The organism is Zestomonas carbonaria, assembly GCF_904061905.1.
Lineage (GTDB): Bacteria > Pseudomonadota > Gammaproteobacteria > Pseudomonadales > Pseudomonadaceae > Aquipseudomonas > Aquipseudomonas carbonaria.
Genome location: NZ_CAJFCI010000012.1, coordinates 1 through 18392, shown reverse-complemented (window position 1 = coordinate 18392; position 18392 = coordinate 1). Strand labels below are relative to the sequence as shown.

At 65.6% G+C, this 18392-nt stretch carries 15 protein-coding genes; 5 read left to right on the top strand and 10 right to left on the bottom strand.

Annotated elements, in window-relative coordinates; all coding sequences use genetic code 11:
- Positions 1-69: 69 nt before the first annotated feature.
- Positions 70-996: a phospholipase BipL gene (locus tag PSEWESI4_RS00350; RefSeq protein WP_187669203.1), complete on the bottom strand. Its 927-nt coding sequence runs from the start codon at positions 994-996 to the stop codon at positions 70-72.
- A 106-nt stretch (positions 997-1102) separates the two neighbouring features.
- Here PSEWESI4_RS00350 and PSEWESI4_RS00345 point away from each other — a divergent pair, with 106 nt between their 5' ends.
- Entirely contained in the window at positions 1103-1681 is a 579-nt protein-coding gene (locus PSEWESI4_RS00345; RefSeq protein ID WP_235978852.1) for a DUF6436 domain-containing protein, read from the top strand.
- Here the strand turns inward: PSEWESI4_RS00345 and PSEWESI4_RS00340 are convergent.
- A complete protein-coding gene (locus tag PSEWESI4_RS00340; protein ID WP_187669201.1) occupies positions 1678-2709 on the bottom strand; it encodes an AraC family transcriptional regulator in 1032 nt (343 codons plus the stop codon). The genes PSEWESI4_RS00345 and PSEWESI4_RS00340 overlap by 4 nt on opposite strands.
- A 118-nt stretch (positions 2710-2827) precedes the next feature.
- Here PSEWESI4_RS00340 and PSEWESI4_RS00335 point away from each other — a divergent pair, with 118 nt between their 5' ends.
- Positions 2828-5233, top strand: coding sequence for a penicillin acylase family protein (locus PSEWESI4_RS00335; protein ID WP_187669200.1), 2406 nt, complete (start codon positions 2828-2830; stop codon positions 5231-5233).
- Between the two features lie 297 nt (positions 5234-5530).
- On the opposite strand, the gene PSEWESI4_RS00330 is transcribed toward PSEWESI4_RS00335, so the two are convergent.
- The 8 genes from PSEWESI4_RS00330 to PSEWESI4_RS00295 all read right to left on the bottom strand — a co-directional run bounded on the left by PSEWESI4_RS00330 (position 5531) and on the right by PSEWESI4_RS00295 (position 14662).
- Positions 5531-6421 (bottom strand): ABC transporter permease subunit, encoded by an 891-nt coding sequence (locus PSEWESI4_RS00330; RefSeq protein WP_187669199.1) that lies wholly within the window; start codon positions 6419-6421, stop codon positions 5531-5533.
- Positions 6418-7329: an ABC transporter permease subunit gene (locus tag PSEWESI4_RS00325; RefSeq protein ID WP_456243199.1), complete on the bottom strand. Its 912-nt coding sequence runs from the start codon at positions 7327-7329 to the stop codon at positions 6418-6420. Before PSEWESI4_RS00325 ends, PSEWESI4_RS00330 begins: the two co-directional genes overlap by 4 nt.
- Positions 7326-8468 (bottom strand): ABC transporter ATP-binding protein, encoded by a 1143-nt coding sequence (locus tag PSEWESI4_RS00320; RefSeq protein WP_187669198.1) that lies wholly within the window; start codon positions 8466-8468, stop codon positions 7326-7328. The genes PSEWESI4_RS00325 and PSEWESI4_RS00320 overlap by 4 nt, the downstream gene beginning before the upstream one ends.
- A 67-nt stretch (positions 8469-8535) precedes the next feature.
- A complete protein-coding gene (locus PSEWESI4_RS00315) occupies positions 8536-9666 on the bottom strand; it encodes a polyamine ABC transporter substrate-binding protein (RefSeq protein ID WP_408004259.1) in 1131 nt (376 codons plus the stop codon).
- Between the two features lie 163 nt (positions 9667-9829).
- Positions 9830-10933: a polyamine ABC transporter substrate-binding protein gene (locus PSEWESI4_RS00310; protein ID WP_187669196.1), complete on the bottom strand. Its 1104-nt coding sequence runs from the start codon at positions 10931-10933 to the stop codon at positions 9830-9832.
- A gap of 150 nt (positions 10934-11083) precedes the next feature.
- Positions 11084-12457: an aspartate aminotransferase family protein gene (locus tag PSEWESI4_RS00305; protein WP_187669195.1), complete on the bottom strand. Its 1374-nt coding sequence runs from the start codon at positions 12455-12457 to the stop codon at positions 11084-11086.
- A gap of 51 nt (positions 12458-12508) precedes the next feature.
- On the bottom strand, positions 12509-13867 hold the full coding sequence (locus PSEWESI4_RS00300; protein WP_187669194.1) for a glutamine synthetase family protein: 1359 nt from the start codon (positions 13865-13867) through the stop codon (positions 12509-12511).
- Positions 13868-13909: 42 nt separating this feature from the next.
- The gene (locus PSEWESI4_RS00295) at positions 13910-14662 is read right to left on the bottom strand and encodes a gamma-glutamyl-gamma-aminobutyrate hydrolase family protein (protein ID WP_187669193.1); all 753 of its coding nucleotides are present in this window, start codon (positions 14660-14662) and stop codon (positions 13910-13912) included.
- Positions 14663-14939: 277 nt separating this feature from the next.
- On the opposite strand from PSEWESI4_RS00295, the gene PSEWESI4_RS00290 reads away from it, so the two are divergent.
- From PSEWESI4_RS00290 to PSEWESI4_RS00280, 3 genes are all read left to right on the top strand, one after another.
- Complete coding sequence (locus tag PSEWESI4_RS00290; protein WP_187669192.1) at positions 14940-16316, top strand: glutamine synthetase family protein; 1377 nt, start codon at positions 14940-14942, stop codon at positions 16314-16316.
- 190 nt (positions 16317-16506) lie between these two features.
- Positions 16507-17565, top strand: coding sequence for an extracellular solute-binding protein (locus PSEWESI4_RS00285; RefSeq protein WP_187669191.1), 1059 nt, complete (start codon positions 16507-16509; stop codon positions 17563-17565).
- A gap of 155 nt (positions 17566-17720) precedes the next feature.
- Positions 17721-18392, top strand: a 672-nt coding sequence (locus tag PSEWESI4_RS00280) for an IS4 family transposase (protein ID WP_187669190.1), incomplete at its 3' end; no start/stop codon positions are given.

Genomic DNA, 18392 nt, shown 5'->3' with positions numbered 1-18392 from the left:
TCACCCTATCGGTGCGCGCGGCGCACCCTACCCGTCATCCCCGCGAACGCGGGGAACCAGAAACCACCCTCACCCCAGACGCTCGCGCAGGAAGTCGAGGTAACGCCGGCGCAGCTCCTCGCTTTCATTGACCAGATGGTGGCGCGCTTCGGGCAGCAGCAGCAGGTCGGGCGTGGCGAACTTGTCGCCGAGCACTTCCAGGTTGTGTCGCCAGTCCACCGTCATGTCCGCCTCGCCCTGGACGATCAGCGGCCGCCGTGGGTTGCCCGGCGCCGCTTCGATGTGCGGCACCCAGCGGGCCAGGGCGCCGACCCAGTCGGTGGGCAGGATCAGCGGTTGCAGCGGATCGCGCTGCACGAAGTCGAGGAACGCCGGATCGTTGGAGTTGGCACTGAAGCGCCTTGGGATGCTGTTGACGAAGGGTTGCAGCAGCCGGTAGCTGAGCTTCGACCAGCCCCAGGCGCGCGGGCGCACCAGCGGCGCCAGCAGTATCGTCTCGGCCACCTCCTCGCGAACCATGCCGTGCAGCAGGTAGTCGATGAGGATCGCCCCGCCGGTGCTCTGCCCGCACAGGTGCCAGGGCTCCGGCAGCCCCAGCGCGGCGGCCTCGGCGAACAAGCCGTCGAGCACCTGCTGGTATTCGGCGAAGTCGCCGATGCTGGCGCGCGCGCCGCTGGACAGGCCGTGGCCGGGCAGGTCGCAGGCGAGCACCGCGAAGCCCTGCTCCAGCGCCCAGCCGATCAGGTGGCGATAGAGGCCGACGTGGTCGTAATAACCGTGCTGCAACAGCAGCGTGCCGCGCGGCTGGGACGGCCACCAGGCCTGGGCGACGATCTGGTAGCCGGCGGCCGGGAACAGCCCCATGCGGCTGTGCACGCCGGGGAACTCCAGGCCATAGAAGGCACGGTAGGCGGCCACCTGGGGCGGCTCGGCCACCGCCTCCGCCAGGGGGCGCAGGTGGAGACGCAGCAGTTCGGGCGGGAAACGCTCGGGCATGGGACCTTCCATCGATTGTCGGCACACCGGCCATTGGCCGGCTGCCGATATTCAGCTCCGCGGCACGGCATGGCAAGCTATGCGCCCCGCATTCGACCGATCAGCCATGTCCCCGTCCCGTCGCAAGACCCTCCTCACCGGCCTGTTCGCCCTGGCCTGGCTGGCCGCCCTGCTCGCCGCCTTCTGGTGGTACGAGGGCCGCTACCTGCGCCCGTTCGACAGCTCGGCCACGCTGTTCAGCGGCGACCGCTTGCGGCTGCCGGACGAACTGGCCGGGCCGGGGCCGATCCGCCTGGTGCATTTCTGGGACCCGGCCTGCCCCTGCAACGTCGGCAACCAGCAGCACCTCGGCGAACTGCTCGAACGCTTCGTGCCGCAGGGCGTGGTCTTCTACGCCGTGCAGAAGCCAGGCAGCCACGGCAAGCTGCCGGCCACCCTGGATGCGCTGCAACCGCTGGACGACCTGCCCGGCGCCGACCAGTTGCCGGCCAGCCCGGCGGTCGGCATCTGGGACGCCCAGGGCCGGCTGGCCTACTTCGGCCCCTACAGCGAAGGCGCCGTGTGCAATTCGGCGAACAGCTTCATCGAGCCGGTCCTCGAGGCGCTGGCCGAGGGCCGCGCGGTCAACGCCGCCAACACCCTGGCGAGCGGCTGTTTCTGCGACTGGTCGACGCCGGGCAACTAGCCCCTCGCCCTGCCCACCCGCAGCCGGTACTGCTCCGGCGTCTCGCCGTACCAGCGGCGGAACGCCCGGTAGAACGGCGACAGCTCGGCAAACCCGCAGGCCCGCGCCACCTCGCGGATCGACGCGCCGCCGTGCAGCAGCTCCTGCGCGCGGCCCTGGCGCACGCCCTCGCGCACCTGGCGCAGGCTGCTGCCCTGGGCGGCCAGGGCACGCTGCAGGCCGGCCATCGACATGCCCAGTTCGCTCGCGCAGGCGGCCAGCGAGCAGTCGCCGCCGGCCAGGCGCACGCCGAGCAGGTAGCGCAGGCGATTGAGCAACTGGTTCTCCAGCAATCCATCGAGCTGGCGCTGGGCGTGTTCGCTGAGCAGGGCATGCAGGCCCGGATTGGCGGTGCGCGACGGCCGCTGCAGCAGCGCGGCGGGAAACAGCAGGGCATCGTGGGCCTGGCCGAACGCGGGTAGCAGGCCGAACAGCCGGCGGTGCTCGGCCACCCGGCGCGGCTGGGCATGGCGGAAGTGCAGGCCGCCCAGGCGGAACTCCCCGTCGGTGATGAAGGCCAGCAGCTTGATCAGCAGCAGCGCCACGCACTCCATCTGATGGCGCAGCGAGGGGAACCCCTGGTAGTTGAGGTCGATCACCAGTCGTGCCTCGTCGCCCTCGACCCGCAACTGGGCGACCGAACCACCGGACAGGATGTGCTGGAAGCGCACCAGGCTCTCCAGCGCCTGGCGCAGGTCGCTGCTGGCCAGCAGCAGGTAGCCGACCACGTCGAGCAGGCGCGGCTTCATCACCTCGCCGAGATGCAGGCCGATGTCGGCGTCGCCGGTGATCTCCGGCAGCGCCTGCCAGAACAGCGGCGCGTTGTCGTGCTCCAGGCGCTCGTCGATCGGCGCGATGGCCAGCCGGCGGTGCTGGTAGATGCGCCGGTAGATATCGGTGGGATCGAGGCGCAGCTCGACCAGCGCCTCGTAGAGCAGACGACGCAGGGTAGCCGAGTGGGTCAGCGGCTGGTCGATGGCTTCGTGCATGGCGGCTCCGGAAAATTGACCGAAGACTTGCAGCCCTGATGCATCCAGTCAATGCCTCGCGCGTGGCGGCTGCGCAGAATCCGGTTCACTACAAGAACCCACAAGGAGCTGTTCGTCCATGAAACGTACCTTGACTGCCCTCGCCGTCACCGTCGCGGCGGTTGCCGCCGGCGCCACCTGGTATATCCACGACAAGCGGCCGCTGCGTGACGGGGAACTGGCCCTCGCCCACCTGCAGGCGCCGGTCAGCGTGCGCTACGACGAACGCGGCGTGCCGCATATCCAGGCGCAGAGCGAGGCCGACATGTACCGTGCGCTGGGCTTCGTGCACGCCCAGGACCGCCTGTTCCAGATGGAAATGCTGCGCCGCCTGGCGCGCGGCGAACTGGCCGAGGTGCTCGGCGCCAGGCTGGTCGACACCGACCGGCTGTTCCGCACCCTGGGCCTCCGCGAGCACGCCGACCGCTACGCGGCGACCCTCGACCGCGACAGCCCGGCGATGCGGGCGATGCTCGCCTACCTGGACGGCATCAACCAGTACCAGGACAGCCGCCCGGCGCCGCTGGAGTTCGACCTGCTGGGCATCGAGAAACGCCCGTTCACCCTCGAAGACACCATCAGCGTGACCGGCTACATGGCCTATAGCTTCGCCGCCGCGCTGCGCACCGAGCCGGTGCTGACCTATATCCGCGACCAGCTCGGCGACGACTACCTGAAGGTCTTCGACCTCGGCTGGCACCCCGACGGCGTGATCCGCACCCCATCCGACACCCCGGCGCTGGCGGCCGGCGACTGGCAGGACCTCGGCGCCCTCGCCCAGCTCAGCCACCAGGCCCTGGACAAGGCCGGCCTGCCGCAGTTCGAGGGCAGCAACGCCTGGGTCGTCGCCGGCAGCCACACCAGGAGCGGCAAGCCGCTGCTGGCCGGCGACCCGCACATCCGCTACGCCGCGCCGGCGGTGTGGTACGAGGCGCATCTCAGCGCGCCCGGCTTCGAACTGTACGGCCATCACCAGGCGCTCACCCCCTACGCCTCGCTCGGCCACAACCGGCAGTTCGCCTGGAGCCTGACCATGTTCCAGAACGACGACCTCGACCTGATCGCCGAGAAGGTCAACCCGGACAACCCCGGGCAGGTCTGGTACCAGGGCGATTGGGTGAACCTGGAAAGCCGCGAGGAGACGATCCGGGTCAAGGATGGCGAACCGGTCAAGCTGACCCTGCGCCGCTCGCCCCACGGGCCGATCATCAACGACGCCCTCGGCAACTCCGCCGGCAAGACGCCGATCGCCATGTGGTGGGCCTTCCTGGAGACCGAGAACCCGATCCTCGACGCCTTCTACCAGCTCAACCGCGCCGACACCCTGGACAAGGCCCGCAGCGCCGCCTCGAAGATCCATTCGCCGGGGCTCAACGTGATCTGGGGCAACGCCGCCGGCGACATCGCCTGGTGGGCATCGGCCAAGCTGCCTCGGCGCCCGGCCGGGGTGAACCCGAGCCTGATCCTCGACGGCGCCGCCGGCGAGGCGGACAAGCCAGGCTTCCTGCCGTTCAGCGCCAACCCGCACGAGGAAAACCCGGAACGCGGCTTCATCGTCTCGGCCAACTACCAGCCGCTGTCGCCGACCGGCACGGCGATCCCCGGCTACTACAACCTGCCGGACCGTGGCCAGCGCCTCAACGACCTGCTGTCGCAGCCTGGCGTGAAGTGGGACCTGCAAAACAGCCAGGCGCTGCAACTGGAGAACGGCACCGACTATCCGAAGCGCCTGCTGCAACCACTGGTCGAGGACCTGCGCGCCGCCGTGGCCGACGATGACGAACGCGCGCTGCTCGACCGGTTGCTGGCGTGGGATGGGCAGCACACCGTGGATTCGGTCAGCGCCACGCTGTTCAACCAGTTGACTTATCAGTTGGCCGATGCGGCGATGCGCGACGACCTGGGCGATGCCTTCTTCGACAACCTGCTCGGCACCCGCGCCATCGACGCCGCCCTGCCGCGCCTGGCCATGGAGCCCAGCTCGCCCTGGTGGGACGACCGCAACACGCCGGCCCGGGAAAGCCGCGCCGACACGGTGAAGAAGGCCTGGCAGGACTCGCTGGCCCATCTGCGCGGCAGCCTGGGCAACGACCCGGCGAAGTGGACCTGGGGCAGCGTGCACACCCTCACCCACGGCCACTCGCTTGGCCAGCAGAAGCCGCTGGACCGGCTGTTCAACGTGGGGCCGTTCGCCGCGCCGGGTGGCCACGAGATTCCCAACAACCTGTCGCACCGCGTCGGCCCGTCGCCCTGGCTGGTGGTCCACGGCCCCTCGACCCGCCGCCTGATCGACCTCGCCACCCCCGAGCACAGCCTGGGCATCAACCCGCTCGGCCAGAGCGGCGTGCCGTTCGATACGCACTATGCCGACCAGGCGGAAGCCTATATCCGTGGCCAGTACCTGCCGCAGCACTACAGCGAGGAAGATGTGAAGGCCAATACCCGAGGCGTTCTGAATCTGCTGCCGGCGCGGGGGGATGGTTGAAGGGACGTGTTGCCCGACATCCCGCCCTCTCCCCCGGCCCCTCTCCCATGAATGGGAGAGGGGAGCTCGCTGCCTGGTCGTTCGGCGCCGGGTTCCTCCTCGTGCGTTAACGCAACGCAGACCAGTCCCCTCTCCCTCCGGAGCGGGGCGCGCAGTTCGTAGGATGGGTCGAGGAGCGTAGCGACGATACCCATCGAGCCGATGCCGATGGGTACCGCTTCGCTCAACCCTTCCTACGTGTGGGCTAGAAAAACAACGGGCCCCGCAGGGCCCGTCGTGGTTTCGGCTTTGCGCCGGTCAGGCGGTCTGGCCGGTGGTCGGTTTCCAGTTGGCCTTGCTGGCCGAGGCCTCTTCGGCCATGGTCTCCATGGCCTGCTGGATCGCCCGCTTGCGGCGTTCCTCGGCGCGGCGGGTGAAGTACCAGGCGAGGAAGGTGAACAGCGACACCACCAGCAGGATCAGGCTGGCAATGGCGTTGATCTCCGGCTTCACGCCCAGGCGCACGGCGGAGAACACTTCCATCGGCAGGGTGGTCGAGCCGGGGCCGGACACGAAGCTGGCGAGCACCAGGTCGTCCAGCGACAGGGCGAAGGACATCATCGCCCCCGCCGCCAGCGACGGCGCGATCATCGGGATGGTGATCAGGAAGAACACCTTCCACGGCTTGGCGCCGAGGTCCATGGCCGCTTCCTCGATGGACAGGTCCAGCTCGCGCAGCCGCGACGACACCACCACCGCCACGTAGGCCGAGCAGAAGGTGGTGTGGGCGATCCAGATGGTCACCAGGCCGCGCTCGGCGGGCCAGCCGATCAACTGGGCCATGGCCACGAACAGCAGCAGCAGCGACAGACCGGTGATCACCTCGGGCATCACCAGCGGCGCGGTGACCATGCCGCCGAACAGCGTGCGGCCCTTGAAGCGCGGGATGCGGGTCAGCACGAAGGCCGCCAGGGTGCCCAGCGCCACCGCGGCGACCGCGGTGTACAGGGCGATCTCCAGGGAGCGCATCACCGAACCCATCAACTGGGTGTTGTCGAGCAGGCCGACGTACCACTTCACCGACCAGCCGCCCCACACCGTCACCAGCCGCGAGGCGTTGAACGAGTAGATCACCAGGATGACCATCGGCAGGTAGATGAACAGCATGCCCAGCCAGAGCATCACGGTGGAGAAACTGAAGCGCTTCATACCTTGCCCTCCAGTTCCTTGGCCTGGTTACGGTTGAACAGAATGATCGGCACCAGCAGGATCAGCAGCATCACCACCGCCAGGGCGGAAGCCACCGGCCAGTCGCGGTTGTTGAAGAACTCCTGCCACAGCACCTTGCCGATCATCAGGGTCTCCGGTCCGCCGAGCAGTTCGGGGATCACGAATTCGCCGACCACCGGGATGAACACCAGCATGCAGCCGGCGATGATGCCGTTCTTGGACAGCGGCACGGTGATCTTCCAGAAGCTGTTGAAGGTGCTCGAACCCAGGTCGGAAGCAGCCTCCAGCAGGCTGGGATCGTGCTTGACCAGGTTGGCGTAGAGCGGCAGGACCATGAACGGCAGGTACGAATAGACCACGCCGATGTACACCGCCAGGTTGGTGTTGAGGATCTGCAGCGGGCTGTCGATCAGGCCGATGCCCATCAGGAAGCTGTTGAGCAGGCCGTTGTTGCTGAGGATGCCCATCCAGGCGTAGACGCGGATCAGGATAGCCGTCCAGGTCGGCATCATGATCAGCAGCAGCAGCACGGTCTGGGTTTCCTTGTCGGCGCGGGCGATGGCGTAGGCCATCGGGTAGCCGAGCAGCAGGCACAGCAGGGTGCAGAGCACGGCGGTCTTCAGCGAGCCGAGGTAGGCCGCCAGGTACAGTTGGTCCTCGGTGAGGATCTGGTAGTTGGCCATGTTGAGGACGATCGACAACTGGTTTTCGGCCCAGGTGTAGATCTCGGTGTACGGCGGAATCGCCACGTCGGCCTCGGCCAGGCTGATCTTCAGGACGATCAGGAACGGCAGCAGGAAGAACAGGAACAGCCAGGCGAACGGCACGCCGATCACCACGTGCCGCCCCGTGGGCAGACGCTTCTTGAGGCTACTGGAAATGTTCATGAGCGCAACGCGACCCCGCTGTCGTCTTCCCACCAGACGAACACCTCGTCGTTCCAGGTCGGCCGCGTGCCACGGCGCTCGGCGTTGGCGACGAAGGACTGGACGATGGCGCCGCTCGGCAGCTCCACGTAGAACACCGAGTGGCCGCCGAGATAGGCGATGTCGTGCACCTTGCCACGCGACCAGTTGTACTCGCAGGTCGGCTGCTCGGTGGTGACCAGCAGTTTCTCCGGGCGGATGGCGTAGGTGATGCTCTTGTCTTCCGCCGAGGTGGTCACGCCGTGGCCGACGTAGATGTTGCGCTCCAGCACCGGGCATTCGATCAGCGCGTGGCCTTCGGCGTCCTCGACGATCTGCCCTTCGAACAGGTTGACGTTGCCGATGAATTCACAGACCAGGCGGCTGATCGGCGTCTCGTAGATGTCCACCGGGCTGCCGATCTGCTCGATGCAGCCGAGGTGCATGATGGCGATGCGCTGGGCCATGGTCATGGCCTCTTCCTGGTCGTGGGTCACCATCACGCAGGTCACGCCGACCCGTTCGATGATCTCCACCAGTTCGAGCTGCATCTGCGAGCGCAGTTTCTTGTCCAGCGCGCCCATCGGCTCGTCGAGCAGCAGCAGCTTGGGACTCTTGGCCAGCGAGCGGGCCAGGGCCACGCGCTGGCGCTGGCCGCCGGAGAGCTGGTGCGGCTTGCGCCTGGCGTACTGGGTCATGTGCACCAGCTTGAGCATCTCGTTGACGCGCGCGTCGATCTCCGCCTTGGACAGGCGGTCCTGCTTGAGGCCGAAGGCGATGTTGTCGGCCACGCTCATGTGCGGGAACAGTGCGTAGGACTGGAACATCATGTTGATCGGCCGCTCGTAGGGCGGCATGTCGGTGATGTCCACGCCATCGAGGAAGATGCGGCCTTCGGTCGGCCGCTCGAAGCCGGCGAGCATGCGCAGCAGGGTCGACTTGCCCGAACCGGAGCCGCCGAGCAGGGCGAAGATCTCGCCCTTGTTGATGTTCAGCGAAACGTTGTCGACCGCCAGGGTTTCGTCGAACTGTTTACTGACCCGGTCGATCTTCACCAGCACCTCTTTCGGTTGCTGGCTACCCTCGAGGGCTTTCTTGTAGGCACCGGAGGCTATCGCCATACCACAACTCCCAACTCAGTGAGGCCCGGCCGCAAGGGCCGGGCTTGCTTGGATAACTAAAAGCGGATTACTTGCCGGACTTGATCTTGGTCCAGGAACGGGTCATCAGGCGCAGGACCTTCGGCGGCAGCTCGATCGAGACGAACAGCTTGTCCAGCACTTCCTGCGGCGGATAGACCCCGGGGTCGTTCAGCACTTCTTCATCCATGAACTCGCCAGCCTTGAGGTTCGGGTTGGCGTAACCGACGTAGTCGCTGACCTTGGCGATCACCTCGGGGTCGAGCAGGTAGTTGATGAAGGCGTGCGCCTCCTTCGGGTTGGCCGCATCCTTGGGAATGGCGAGGATGTCGAACCACAGGTTGGCGCCTTCCTTGGGAATCACGTAGCTGATTTCCACACCCTTGCCGGCCTCTTCGGCGCGGTCGGCCGCTTGCAGGATGTCGCCGGAGAAACCGGCCGCCACGCAGATGTCGCCGTTGGCCAGGTCGGAGATGTACTTCGAGGAGTGGAAGTAGGTGATGTACGGACGCACCGCCAGCAGCTTCTCTTCCGCTTTCTTGTAGTCCTCGGGGTCGGTGCTGTTGGGGTCCAGGCCCAGGTACAGCAGTACGGCCGGGAGCATCTCGTCACCGGAGTCGAGCATGGCGACGCCGCACTTGCTGAGTTTCTGGATGTTCTCCGGCTCGAACAGCACCGCCCAGGAGTCGATTTCGTCGGTGCCGAGCACCTCTTTTACTTTCTCGGCGTTGTAGCCGATGCCGTTGGTGCCCCACAGGTAGGGCACGCCGTATTCGTTGCCCGAGTCGTTGGCCTCGAGCTGCTTCATCAGTTTCGGGTCCAGGTTCTGCCAGTTCGGCAGAAGGCTCTTGTCGAGCTTCTGGAATGCGCCGGCCTTGATCTGCCGGCCGAGGAAGTGGTTGGAAGGCACCACCACGTCGTAGCCGGTGCGGCCAGCCAGCAGCTTGCCTTCGAGGGTCTCGTTGGAGTCGAAGACGTCGTAGATGGGTTTGATGCCGGTGGCCTTCTGGAAGTCGGCCAGGGTGGTCTCGCCAATGTAGTCCGACCAGTTGTAGACATGCACGGTCGACTCGGCCTGGGCTCCAGCGCTCAGGCCCAGGATCGCCAATGCGCCGATCAGGGTTTTATGGAAGGGAATTCGCACATGCCAGCCCTCATTCTTGTTAGTGATTGCGACCATCTCCCGACGGCCAGCCATTGCCGGCGGCAGGCCACGAGCCGCCACCGACACCGTCCCGGTGGGGCCGGTACCGCGAACAACGCCAAGGCGGGAAGGGTGTACCGCATGCGACACGCTCCTGGCGGGTCTCCGGCGGGAGCACCCGCCGGAGGGTGTCATCGTCTTACTTGCCGGACTTGATCTTGGTCCAGCTACGAGTCATCGCGCGCTGGGCCTTGGCCGGCAGGTCCGGGAAGGCGTACAGCTTGGCCATCGTCTCCTCGGTCGGGTAGATACCCGGGTCGTTACGGATCGCCTCGTCCACCAGCGGGGTGGCGGCGGCGTTGCCGTTCGGGAACTGCACCTCGTTGCTGATCTCGGCCATGATTTCCGGCTTCATCAGGAAGTTCATGAAGGCATAGGCGGATTCGACGTTCTCGGCATCGGCCGGGATGGCGACCATGTCGAAGAAGGTACCGGCGCCTTCTTTCGGAATGTTGTACGCGACCTTCACCTTGTCGCCGGCCTCTTCGGCGCGCGACTTGGCCTGGTAGACGTCGCCCGAGTAGCCCACCGCGACGCACAGGTTGCCGTTGGCCAGGTCGGAGATGTACTTCGAGGAGTGGAAGTAGGTGATGTGCGGACGGATCTTCAGGAACAGGTCCTCGGCCGCCTTCAGGTCAGCCGCGCTGGGGTTGGCGGTGTCCGGCTTCAGACCCAGGTAGTGCAGGGCGATCGGCAGCACCTCGGTCGGCGAGTCGAGGAAGGACACGCCGCAGGACTTCAGCTTCTCGATGTTCTCCGGCTTGAACAGCAGGTCCCAGGAATCCACCGGGGCGTTCTCGCCGAGCACCGCCTTGACCTTCTCCGGGTTGTAGCCGATGCCGATCGAGCCCCACATGTAGGGGAACGAGTACTGGTTGCCCGGGTCGCTGACTTCCACGGTCTTCAGCAGGGCGGTGTCGAGGTTCTGCCAGTTCGGCAGCTTGGACTTGTCCAGCGGCTGGTAGACCTTGGCCTTGATCTGCTTGGCCAGGAAGTTGTTCGACGGTACCACGATGTCATAGCCCGACTTGCCGGCCAGCAGCTTGGCTTCCAGGGTCTCGTTGCTGTCGAAGACGTCGTAGACGACCTTGATGCCGGTTTCCTTCTCGAACTTGGAAACGGTATCGGCCGCAATGTAGTCGGACCAGTTGTAGACGTGCAGCACCTTGCCCTGCGCCTGAGCCGTGCCAACCATCGCCCCCATCAGCGACAAGGCGAGCAGGGACTTGCCGAATTTTTTCATGCGTACAGCTCCTGTTGTTTTGAAGTGTCCGGAAGGCGTTGGAACCCGTTCCACCACACCTGCCGGTGAGCATGGCCAACGCACTGGCGAAGTCTGGCAAGGTCGGGGGCGTGTTTACAACTTTTCCGATTGCTCGCACGCCCCGTCTCCTCAGGCCTGGACGTCCCTCAGCGTGAGGTCGAGACTCAGGCGCGCCTTGCTGACCAGTTCGTCGATCTCGTCGCGGCTGATCACCAGCGGCGGCGCGATGATCATGGTGTCGCCCACCGCCCGCATGACCAGCCCGTTGGCGAAGCAGTGACCGCGGCAGATCATGCCCACGGCCAGCTCTTCCGGGTAACGCTCGCGGGTCTGCTTGTCCTTCACCAGTTCGATTGCACCGAGCATGCCGACGCCGCGAACCTCGCCCACCAGCGGATGGTCGGCCAGCTCACGCAAACGCTGTTGCAAATACGGTGCCGTTTCCGCCTTCACCTTCTCGATGATCTTCTCTTCGCGCAGGATGCGGATGTTCTCCAGGGCCACCGCGGCGGCCACAGGGTGACCGGAATAGGTGAAGCCGTGGTTGAAGTCGCCGCACTCGTTGATCACCTCGAAGACCTTGTCGCTGACCACCAGGCCGCCCATCGGCACGTAGCCGGAGGTCAGGCCCTTGGCGATGGTCATCAGGTCCGGGCTGTTGCCGTAGTAGTCGCTGCCGAACCACTCGCCGGTGCGCCCGAAGCCGCAGATCACCTCGTCGGCGACGAACAGGATGTCGTACTTGGCGAGGATCTCGCGGATGCGCGGCCAGTAGCTCTCCGGCGGGATGATCACGCCGCCGGCGCCCTGGATCGGCTCGGCGATGAAGGCGGCGACGTTGTCCTCGCCGACTTCGAGGATCTTCTTCTCCAGTTGGTCGGCGGCCCAGATGCCGAACTCCTCGGGGCTCATGTCGCCGCCCTCGCCGAACCAGTACGGCTGCGGGATGTGCACGATGCCCGGGATCGGCAGGTCGCCCTGCTCGTGCATGAACTTCATGCCGCCCAGGCTGGCGCCGGCCACGGTGGAACCGTGGTAGCCGTTGACCCGGCCGATGATCACCTTCTTGTTCGGCTGGCCCTTGCACGCCCAGTAGTGGCGGACCAGGCGCAGCATGGTGTCGTTGCCTTCCGAGCCGGAGCCGGTGAAGAACACGTGGTTCAGGCCCGGCGGGGTGATCTCGGAGATCGCCTTGGCCAGTTCCAGCACCGGCGGGTGGGCGGTCTGGAAGAAGGTGTTGTAGAACGGCAGCTCGCGCATCTGCCGGCTGGCCGCCTCGACCAGCTCCTCGCGGCCGTAGCCGACGGCGATGCACCACAGGCCGGCCATGCCGTCGAGGATCTCGTTGCCCTCGCTGTCCCACAGGTGCACGCCTTCGGCCCTGGTGATGATCCGCGGACCCTTCTCGTGCAGTTGCTTGTAGTCGGAGAACGGCGCCAGGTGGTGACGCTGGCTCATCTCCTGCCACTGGCGGGTTTGCGGGTTGTTGATCTGATTGGTCATTACTTCACCTCGAAGTTGCCGGCCGGGGACAGGTGGGTCCCCGGCCCTCGTTCATACGGAAAGCAGCAGGAACTCACGCTCCCAGGAGCTGATCACCCGCTTGAAGTTCTCGTGCTCGGCGCGCTTCACCGCGACGTAGCCACGAATGAATTTGTCGCCCAGGTACTTTTCCGCATCCTTGCAGGCTTCCATCCGCTCCAGGGCGCTCTCGATGGTCACCGGCAGGCGCAGGTTGCGGCGCTCGTAGCCGCGCCCCTTGACCGGCGCGCTGGGCCGGACCTGCTCGACCATGCCCATGTAGCCGCACAGCAGGGTGGCGGCCAGCACCAGGTAGGGGTTGGCGTCGGCGCCGGCCAGGCGGTTCTCGACGCGGCGGTTCTGCGGCCCGGCCTCCGGCACGCGCAGCCCCACGGTACGGTTCTCCTCGCCCCATTCGACGTTCACCGGCGCCGAGGTGTCGGGCAGGAAGCGGCGGAACGAGTTGACGTTCGGCGCGAACAGCGGCAGCAGTTCGGGGATGTACTTCTGCAGACCGCCGATGTGGTGGAGGAACAGCTCGCTCATGGTGCCGTCGGGATTGGAGAAGATGTTCTTGCCAGTCTTGATGTCCACCACGCTCTGGTGGATGTGCATGGCGCTGCCCGGCTCGTCGGTGATCGGCTTGGCCATGAAGGTCGCCGCCACGTCGTGCTTGAGCGCCGCCTCGCGCATGGTGCGCTTGAACACCAGGATCTGGTCGGCCAGGTGCAGTGCCTCGCCGTGACGGAAGTTGATCTCCATCTGCGCCGGGCCTTCCTCGTGGATCAGCGTGTCGAGGTCCAGGCCTTGCAGTTCGCACCAGTCGTACATGTCCTCGAACAGCGGGTCGAACTCGTTGGCCGCGTCGATGGAAAAGCTCTGGCGGCCGGTCTCCGGGCGCCCGGAGCGGCCGATCGGCGCCTCCAGCGGGAAGTCCGGGTCGGCGACCCGCTTGGTCAGGTAGAACTCCATCTCCGGCGCGACGATCGGCTGCCAGCCCTTGTCGGCGTACAGCTTCAGGACCTTCTTGAGAATGTTGCGCGGCGACAGCTCGATGGGGTTGCCCTGCTTGTCGAAGGTGTCGTGGATCACCATCGCGGTCGGTTCCAGCGCCCAGGGCACCACGAACACGGCGCCGGCATCGGGACGGCAGAACATGTCGATGTCCGCCTCGTCCAGCAGGTCGTAATAGATGTCGTCCTCGACGTAGTCGCCAGTGACAGTCTGCAGCAGCACGCTTTCGGGCAGGCGCATGCCGCCTTCGTCGAGGAACTTGTTGGTCGGCGAGATCTTGCCGCGCGCGATGCCGGTAAGATCGCTGATCAAGCATTCAACTTCGGTGATTTTGCGTTCTTTCAGCCAGCTTGTGAGCTGGTCGAGCTTGGTACTCATAGAGACCTCAGGGTTGAGAGCTGCAGTTTGTTATAGCTGAGCTCAGCGTTGCCCCGCCCTCTTCCTGCAAGCCTCACCAAAGGCCTGGAAGATGGCGAGATAATCGGGATTCGCACGTACCTGCCATTCCGGGTGCCATTGCACCCCGAGGGCAAAGCTCCCGGCTCCCTCGATCGAGACCGCCTCGATCAGCCCGTCAGGGGCCAGAGCCTCGACACGCAGGCCCGGCGCCAGACGATCAACGCCCTGGCCATGTATGGAATTGACGCGGATCTCGCGCGGCAAGCCGAGGCCGGCGAGTACGCCACCCGGCTGCACCTGCAGCGGATGGCTGGGAGCGTACTGGACCTCCAGCGGCTCGTTTTCCGGCTCGCGGTGATCCATGAAGGGGCCGACCTCGTGCACCTTCTGGTGCAGGCTGCCGCCGAACGCCACGTTCATCTCCTGGAAGCCGCGGCAGATGCCGAGCACCGGGATGCCGGCGGCCACCGCCGCGCGCAGCAGCGGCAGGGTAGTACGGTCGCGGTCCGGGTCGTGAAGGGTGCCTGGCGCGCTGGCCGGGCCACCGTAAAGGTGCGGCTCGACATTGGAGGGCGAGCCGGTGAACAGCAGCCCGTCGAGGCTGTCCAGCAACGCCGCCTGGTCGAGCAGTTCGCCCAGGGCAGGGATCACCAATGGCAACCCTCCGGCGCCCTCCACCACCGCGCGCACATATTTGTCGCCGACGATGTGGTAGGGGTACGAACCGATCTGCTTGGTACAAGCGCTGACGCCAATCAATGGCAGGCGAGCCATGGGACACCCGATTTATTGCTGTTATGGGTTTCGACCGAGCTTAGCCTTGTTCATTTTTTTACACAATACGTCCGTAAAAAATCACACACACGCCCACTGAACCCCGCGCCGGGCATGGCTCCGCGGGGCCTCGCAATGCCCTGAAATGCCCCAAAACTGGCGATAAGGCCCTGATTTGGGGCAAAATATCCCTCGCTTGACAGTCAAAGGCGTTTGCGATTGACTCAAGCTGTGTCAGTCGAATGATTGATATTTTTAACAAAAAAGGTGTTGCATCATGTCGGTACCCCCGCGTGCCGTTCAGCTTAACGAAGCGAACGCGTTCCTTAAGGAACATCCTGAGGTCCTGTTCGTCGACCTTCTGATTGCAGATATGAATGGCGTCGTGCGCGGCAAGCGCATCGAACGTACCAGCCTCCACAAGGTGTACGAGAAAGGCATCAACCTGCCCGCCTCGCTCTTCGCGCTCGATATCAACGGCTCCACGGTGGAAAGCACCGGCCTGGGCCTGGATATCGGCGACGCCGACCGCATCTGCTTCCCCATCCCCAATACCCTGAGCAACGAGCCATGGCAGAAGCGCCCCACCGCGCAGTTGCTGATGACCATGCACGAGCTGGAAGGCGAGCCGTTCTTCGCCGACCCCCGCGAAGTGCTGCGCCGGGTAGTGCAGAAGTTCGACGAACTGGGCCTGACCATCTGTGCGGCTTTCGAGCTGGAGTTCTACCTGATCGACCAGGAAAACGTGAACGGCCGGCCGCAGCCGCCGCGCTCACCGATCTCCGGCAAGCGTCCGCACTCCACCCAGGTGTATCTGATCGATGACCTCGACGAATATGCCGATTGCCTGCAGGACATCCTCGAAGGCGCCAAGGAGCAGGGCATCCCTGCCGACGCCATCGTCAAGGAAAGCGCCCCGGCGCAGTTCGAGGTCAACCTGCACTACGTCGCCGATGCCCTCAAGGCCTGCGACTATGCGGTGCTGCTCAAGCGCCTGGTGAAGAACATCGCCTACGACCACGAGATGGATTCGACCTTCATGGCCAAGCCCTACCCGGGCCAGGCCGGCAACGGCCTGCACGTGCACATCTCGCTGGTCGACAAGGACGGCAACAATATCTTCGCCAGCGAAGACCCGGAACAGAACGAAGCCCTGCGCCACGCGCTCGGCGGCGTGCTGGAAACCATGCCGGCGTCGATGGCCTTCCTCTGCCCGAACGTCAACTCCTACCGCCGCTTCGGCGCACAGTTCTACGTGCCCAACGCGCCGAGCTGGGGCCTGGACAACCGTACCGTGGCGCTGCGCGTGCCGACCGGCGCGCCGGAAGCGGTGCGCATCGAACACCGCGTCGCCGGTGCCGATGCCAACCCCTACCTGATGATGGCGGCGATCCTCGCCGGCATTCACCACGGCCTGACCAACAAGATCGAACCGGGCCCGCCGATCGAAGGCAACTCCTACGAGCAACTGGAGCAGAGCCTGCCGAACAACCTGCGCGACGCCCTGCGCGAACTGGACGACAACGAGGTACTGGCGCGCTATATCGATCCGAAGTACATCGATATCTTCGTCGCCTGCAAGGAAAGCGAACTGGCGGAATTCGAGCACTCGATCTCCGACCTGGAGTACAACTGGTACCTGCACACCGTATAAGCACCGCCCCCGAAAAACGCCGGCCTCACCGCCGGCGTTTTTTTAGGTCGCGAGGGCGGCAGAACACCGCCCTCCACCTTTCACCTGCCGAGCACCCTGTCTGCCCGCACCGCCCCACGCGGTGAAGGCCGGCGCCTATCCCACACCGTCGCGGCCCGGACCGACCCGGGCCGCTCGCACCGAGGTCGATATGTCGCGCTTGCTGGCTTCATTGCTGTTCGTCCTGACTCCCCTGCTGGCCCAGGCCGGGGACACCATCCGCGTCTACAACTGGAACGACTACATCGATCCGCAGGTGCTCGTCGACTTCGAGAAAGACACCGGCATCCAGGTCGAGTACCACACCTACAGCACCATCGAGGAGCTGCTGGCGGCGCTGGCCAGCGGCGAAGCCATCGACGTCGCGGTACCTTCCAACGACAACCTCGCCGAGCTGATCGCCGCCGGCCGGCTGCAGCCGCTGGACTCCAACCTGCTGCCCAACCGCAGCCACCTCGACAAGCAACTGCTCAGCAAGCTGGCCGCCGACGATTCCGGCAACCGCTACGCGCTGCCCTACCTGTGGGGCGCGGTCGGCCTGGCGGTCAACGAGCCCCAGGCCCAGGCGGCCTTCGGCGGTCCGCTGCCGGATAGCTGGAGCCTGCTGTTCGATCCGGAGCAGAGCGCGCGCCTGTCCAGTTGCGGGATCAGCGTCCTCGATGCCCAGGCCGAGGTGATGGCCGTGCTGCTCAACTACCAGGGCCATAACCTGACCCGCACCGCGCCCCGGCAGATCCAGCGCGCCGGGCAGGCGCTCGCCGAGCTGCGCCCGCACCTGCGCTACATCGACAGCGAGCGCTACATCGACGACCTGAAGAACGGCAAGCTGTGCCTCGCGCTGGCCTGGATGGGCGATGCCCTGGCCGCCGCCGACGCCGGCCAGCCGGTGCGCTTCATCATCCCCGAGGAAGGCACCACCCTGTTCATCGACAACCTAGTGATCCCCAGCAGCGCACGTCGCGCCGACCTCGCCCACCGCTTCATCGACTACCTGATGCAACCGCAGGTGGCCGCGCGGATCAGCGCCGAAACCCTGTTTCCCAGCGCCAACGTCGACGCGCGGGAGTTCCTCGGCGAAACCCTGAAAACCCACCCCGGCCTCTACCCGGACCGCGAAACCAAGCGCCGCCTGTTCCTCCTCGAACCCCTTCCGGAAAAACTCGCCACCAGCCGCGACGCCACCTGGACCCGGTTCCGCGACGGGCAGTGACCCATTCGCGCCGATTCGATGGGTTGCCTGATTGGATCCCCGCATTCGCGCACTACTGTCCGGAATATTTTCGAGGGGGCGTCTGGAGGGCTTGCGGGGGCTGAAGGCACGGGTTAAACCGTTGAGCGCCAACTCAACCTCACAGCCCCCGCAAGATGTTCAGGATAAGCCGTTTTCACGATGTACTAAAAGCGCTGCCTCGCGACGTCTTCGATCGACTGGTCGCCGAACACGGCGCCGACAAGCACAGCAAGCGCTTTGGCAGCTGGGATCACCTGGTCGCCATGGTGTATGCCCAACTGGCCGGCGTGAGCAGCCTGCGGGCGCTTGAAACCAGCTTCAACAGCCATCCCCATCAGCACTATCACCTGGGTACGGGCCCGATCCGACGTTCCACCCTGGCCGACGCCAACGAACGCCGTAATACCGAGGTCTTCGCCCAGGTCGCGCACTACCTGATGGCGGGCGTCTGCCGGCAGTTACGCCGTGACGGGAAGGAACTGCTGTACCTGCTGGACTCCACCACGATCACCCTCAAGGGCCCTGGCTTCGACGAATGGACGCTGTCCAATCGAACCCGCTCCCAGGGGCTGAAAGTCCATGTGCTGTATGCCGAGCAGGCGGCGGCGCCGGTGCATTGCAGCTTCAGCGCAGCCAACGTCAACGACATCGACGAAGGCCGGACGCTGGGTATCGAGCCACAGGCCACCTACGTGTTCGACAAGGGCTATTACGACTTCAACTGGTGGGCGAGCCTGGATGCCCAGAAGGCCCGCTTCGTCACACGATTCAAGTCCAACGTGCAGCTCAAGGTCCTGGCCCAGCGC

Excerpts from the sequence above, each read along its gene's own strand:
- PSEWESI4_RS00350 (WP_187669203.1), bottom strand. The coding sequence starts at position 996 with ATGCCCGAGCGTTTCCCGCCCGAACTGCTGCGTCTCCACCTGCGCCCC.
- PSEWESI4_RS00345 (WP_235978852.1), top strand. The coding sequence starts at position 1,103 with ATGTCCCCGTCCCGTCGCAAGACCCTCCTCACCGGCCTGTTCGCCCTG.
- PSEWESI4_RS00340 (WP_187669201.1), bottom strand. The coding sequence starts at position 2,709 with ATGCACGAAGCCATCGACCAGCCGCTGACCCACTCGGCTACCCTGCGT.
- PSEWESI4_RS00335 (WP_187669200.1), top strand. The coding sequence starts at position 2,828 with ATGAAACGTACCTTGACTGCCCTCGCCGTCACCGTCGCGGCGGTTGCC.
- PSEWESI4_RS00330 (WP_187669199.1), bottom strand. The coding sequence starts at position 6,421 with ATGAAGCGCTTCAGTTTCTCCACCGTGATGCTCTGGCTGGGCATGCTG.
- PSEWESI4_RS00325 (WP_456243199.1), bottom strand. The coding sequence starts at position 7,329 with ATGAACATTTCCAGTAGCCTCAAGAAGCGTCTGCCCACGGGGCGGCAC.
- PSEWESI4_RS00320 (WP_187669198.1), bottom strand. The coding sequence starts at position 8,468 with ATGGCGATAGCCTCCGGTGCCTACAAGAAAGCCCTCGAGGGTAGCCAG.
- PSEWESI4_RS00315 (WP_408004259.1), bottom strand. The coding sequence starts at position 9,666 with ATGGTCGCAATCACTAACAAGAATGAGGGCTGGCATGTGCGAATTCCC.
- PSEWESI4_RS00310 (WP_187669196.1), bottom strand. The coding sequence starts at position 10,933 with ATGAAAAAATTCGGCAAGTCCCTGCTCGCCTTGTCGCTGATGGGGGCG.
- PSEWESI4_RS00305 (WP_187669195.1), bottom strand. The coding sequence starts at position 12,457 with ATGACCAATCAGATCAACAACCCGCAAACCCGCCAGTGGCAGGAGATG.
- PSEWESI4_RS00300 (WP_187669194.1), bottom strand. The coding sequence starts at position 13,867 with ATGAGTACCAAGCTCGACCAGCTCACAAGCTGGCTGAAAGAACGCAAA.
- PSEWESI4_RS00295 (WP_187669193.1), bottom strand. The coding sequence starts at position 14,662 with ATGGCTCGCCTGCCATTGATTGGCGTCAGCGCTTGTACCAAGCAGATC.
- PSEWESI4_RS00290 (WP_187669192.1), top strand. The coding sequence starts at position 14,940 with ATGTCGGTACCCCCGCGTGCCGTTCAGCTTAACGAAGCGAACGCGTTC.
- PSEWESI4_RS00285 (WP_187669191.1), top strand. The coding sequence starts at position 16,507 with ATGTCGCGCTTGCTGGCTTCATTGCTGTTCGTCCTGACTCCCCTGCTG.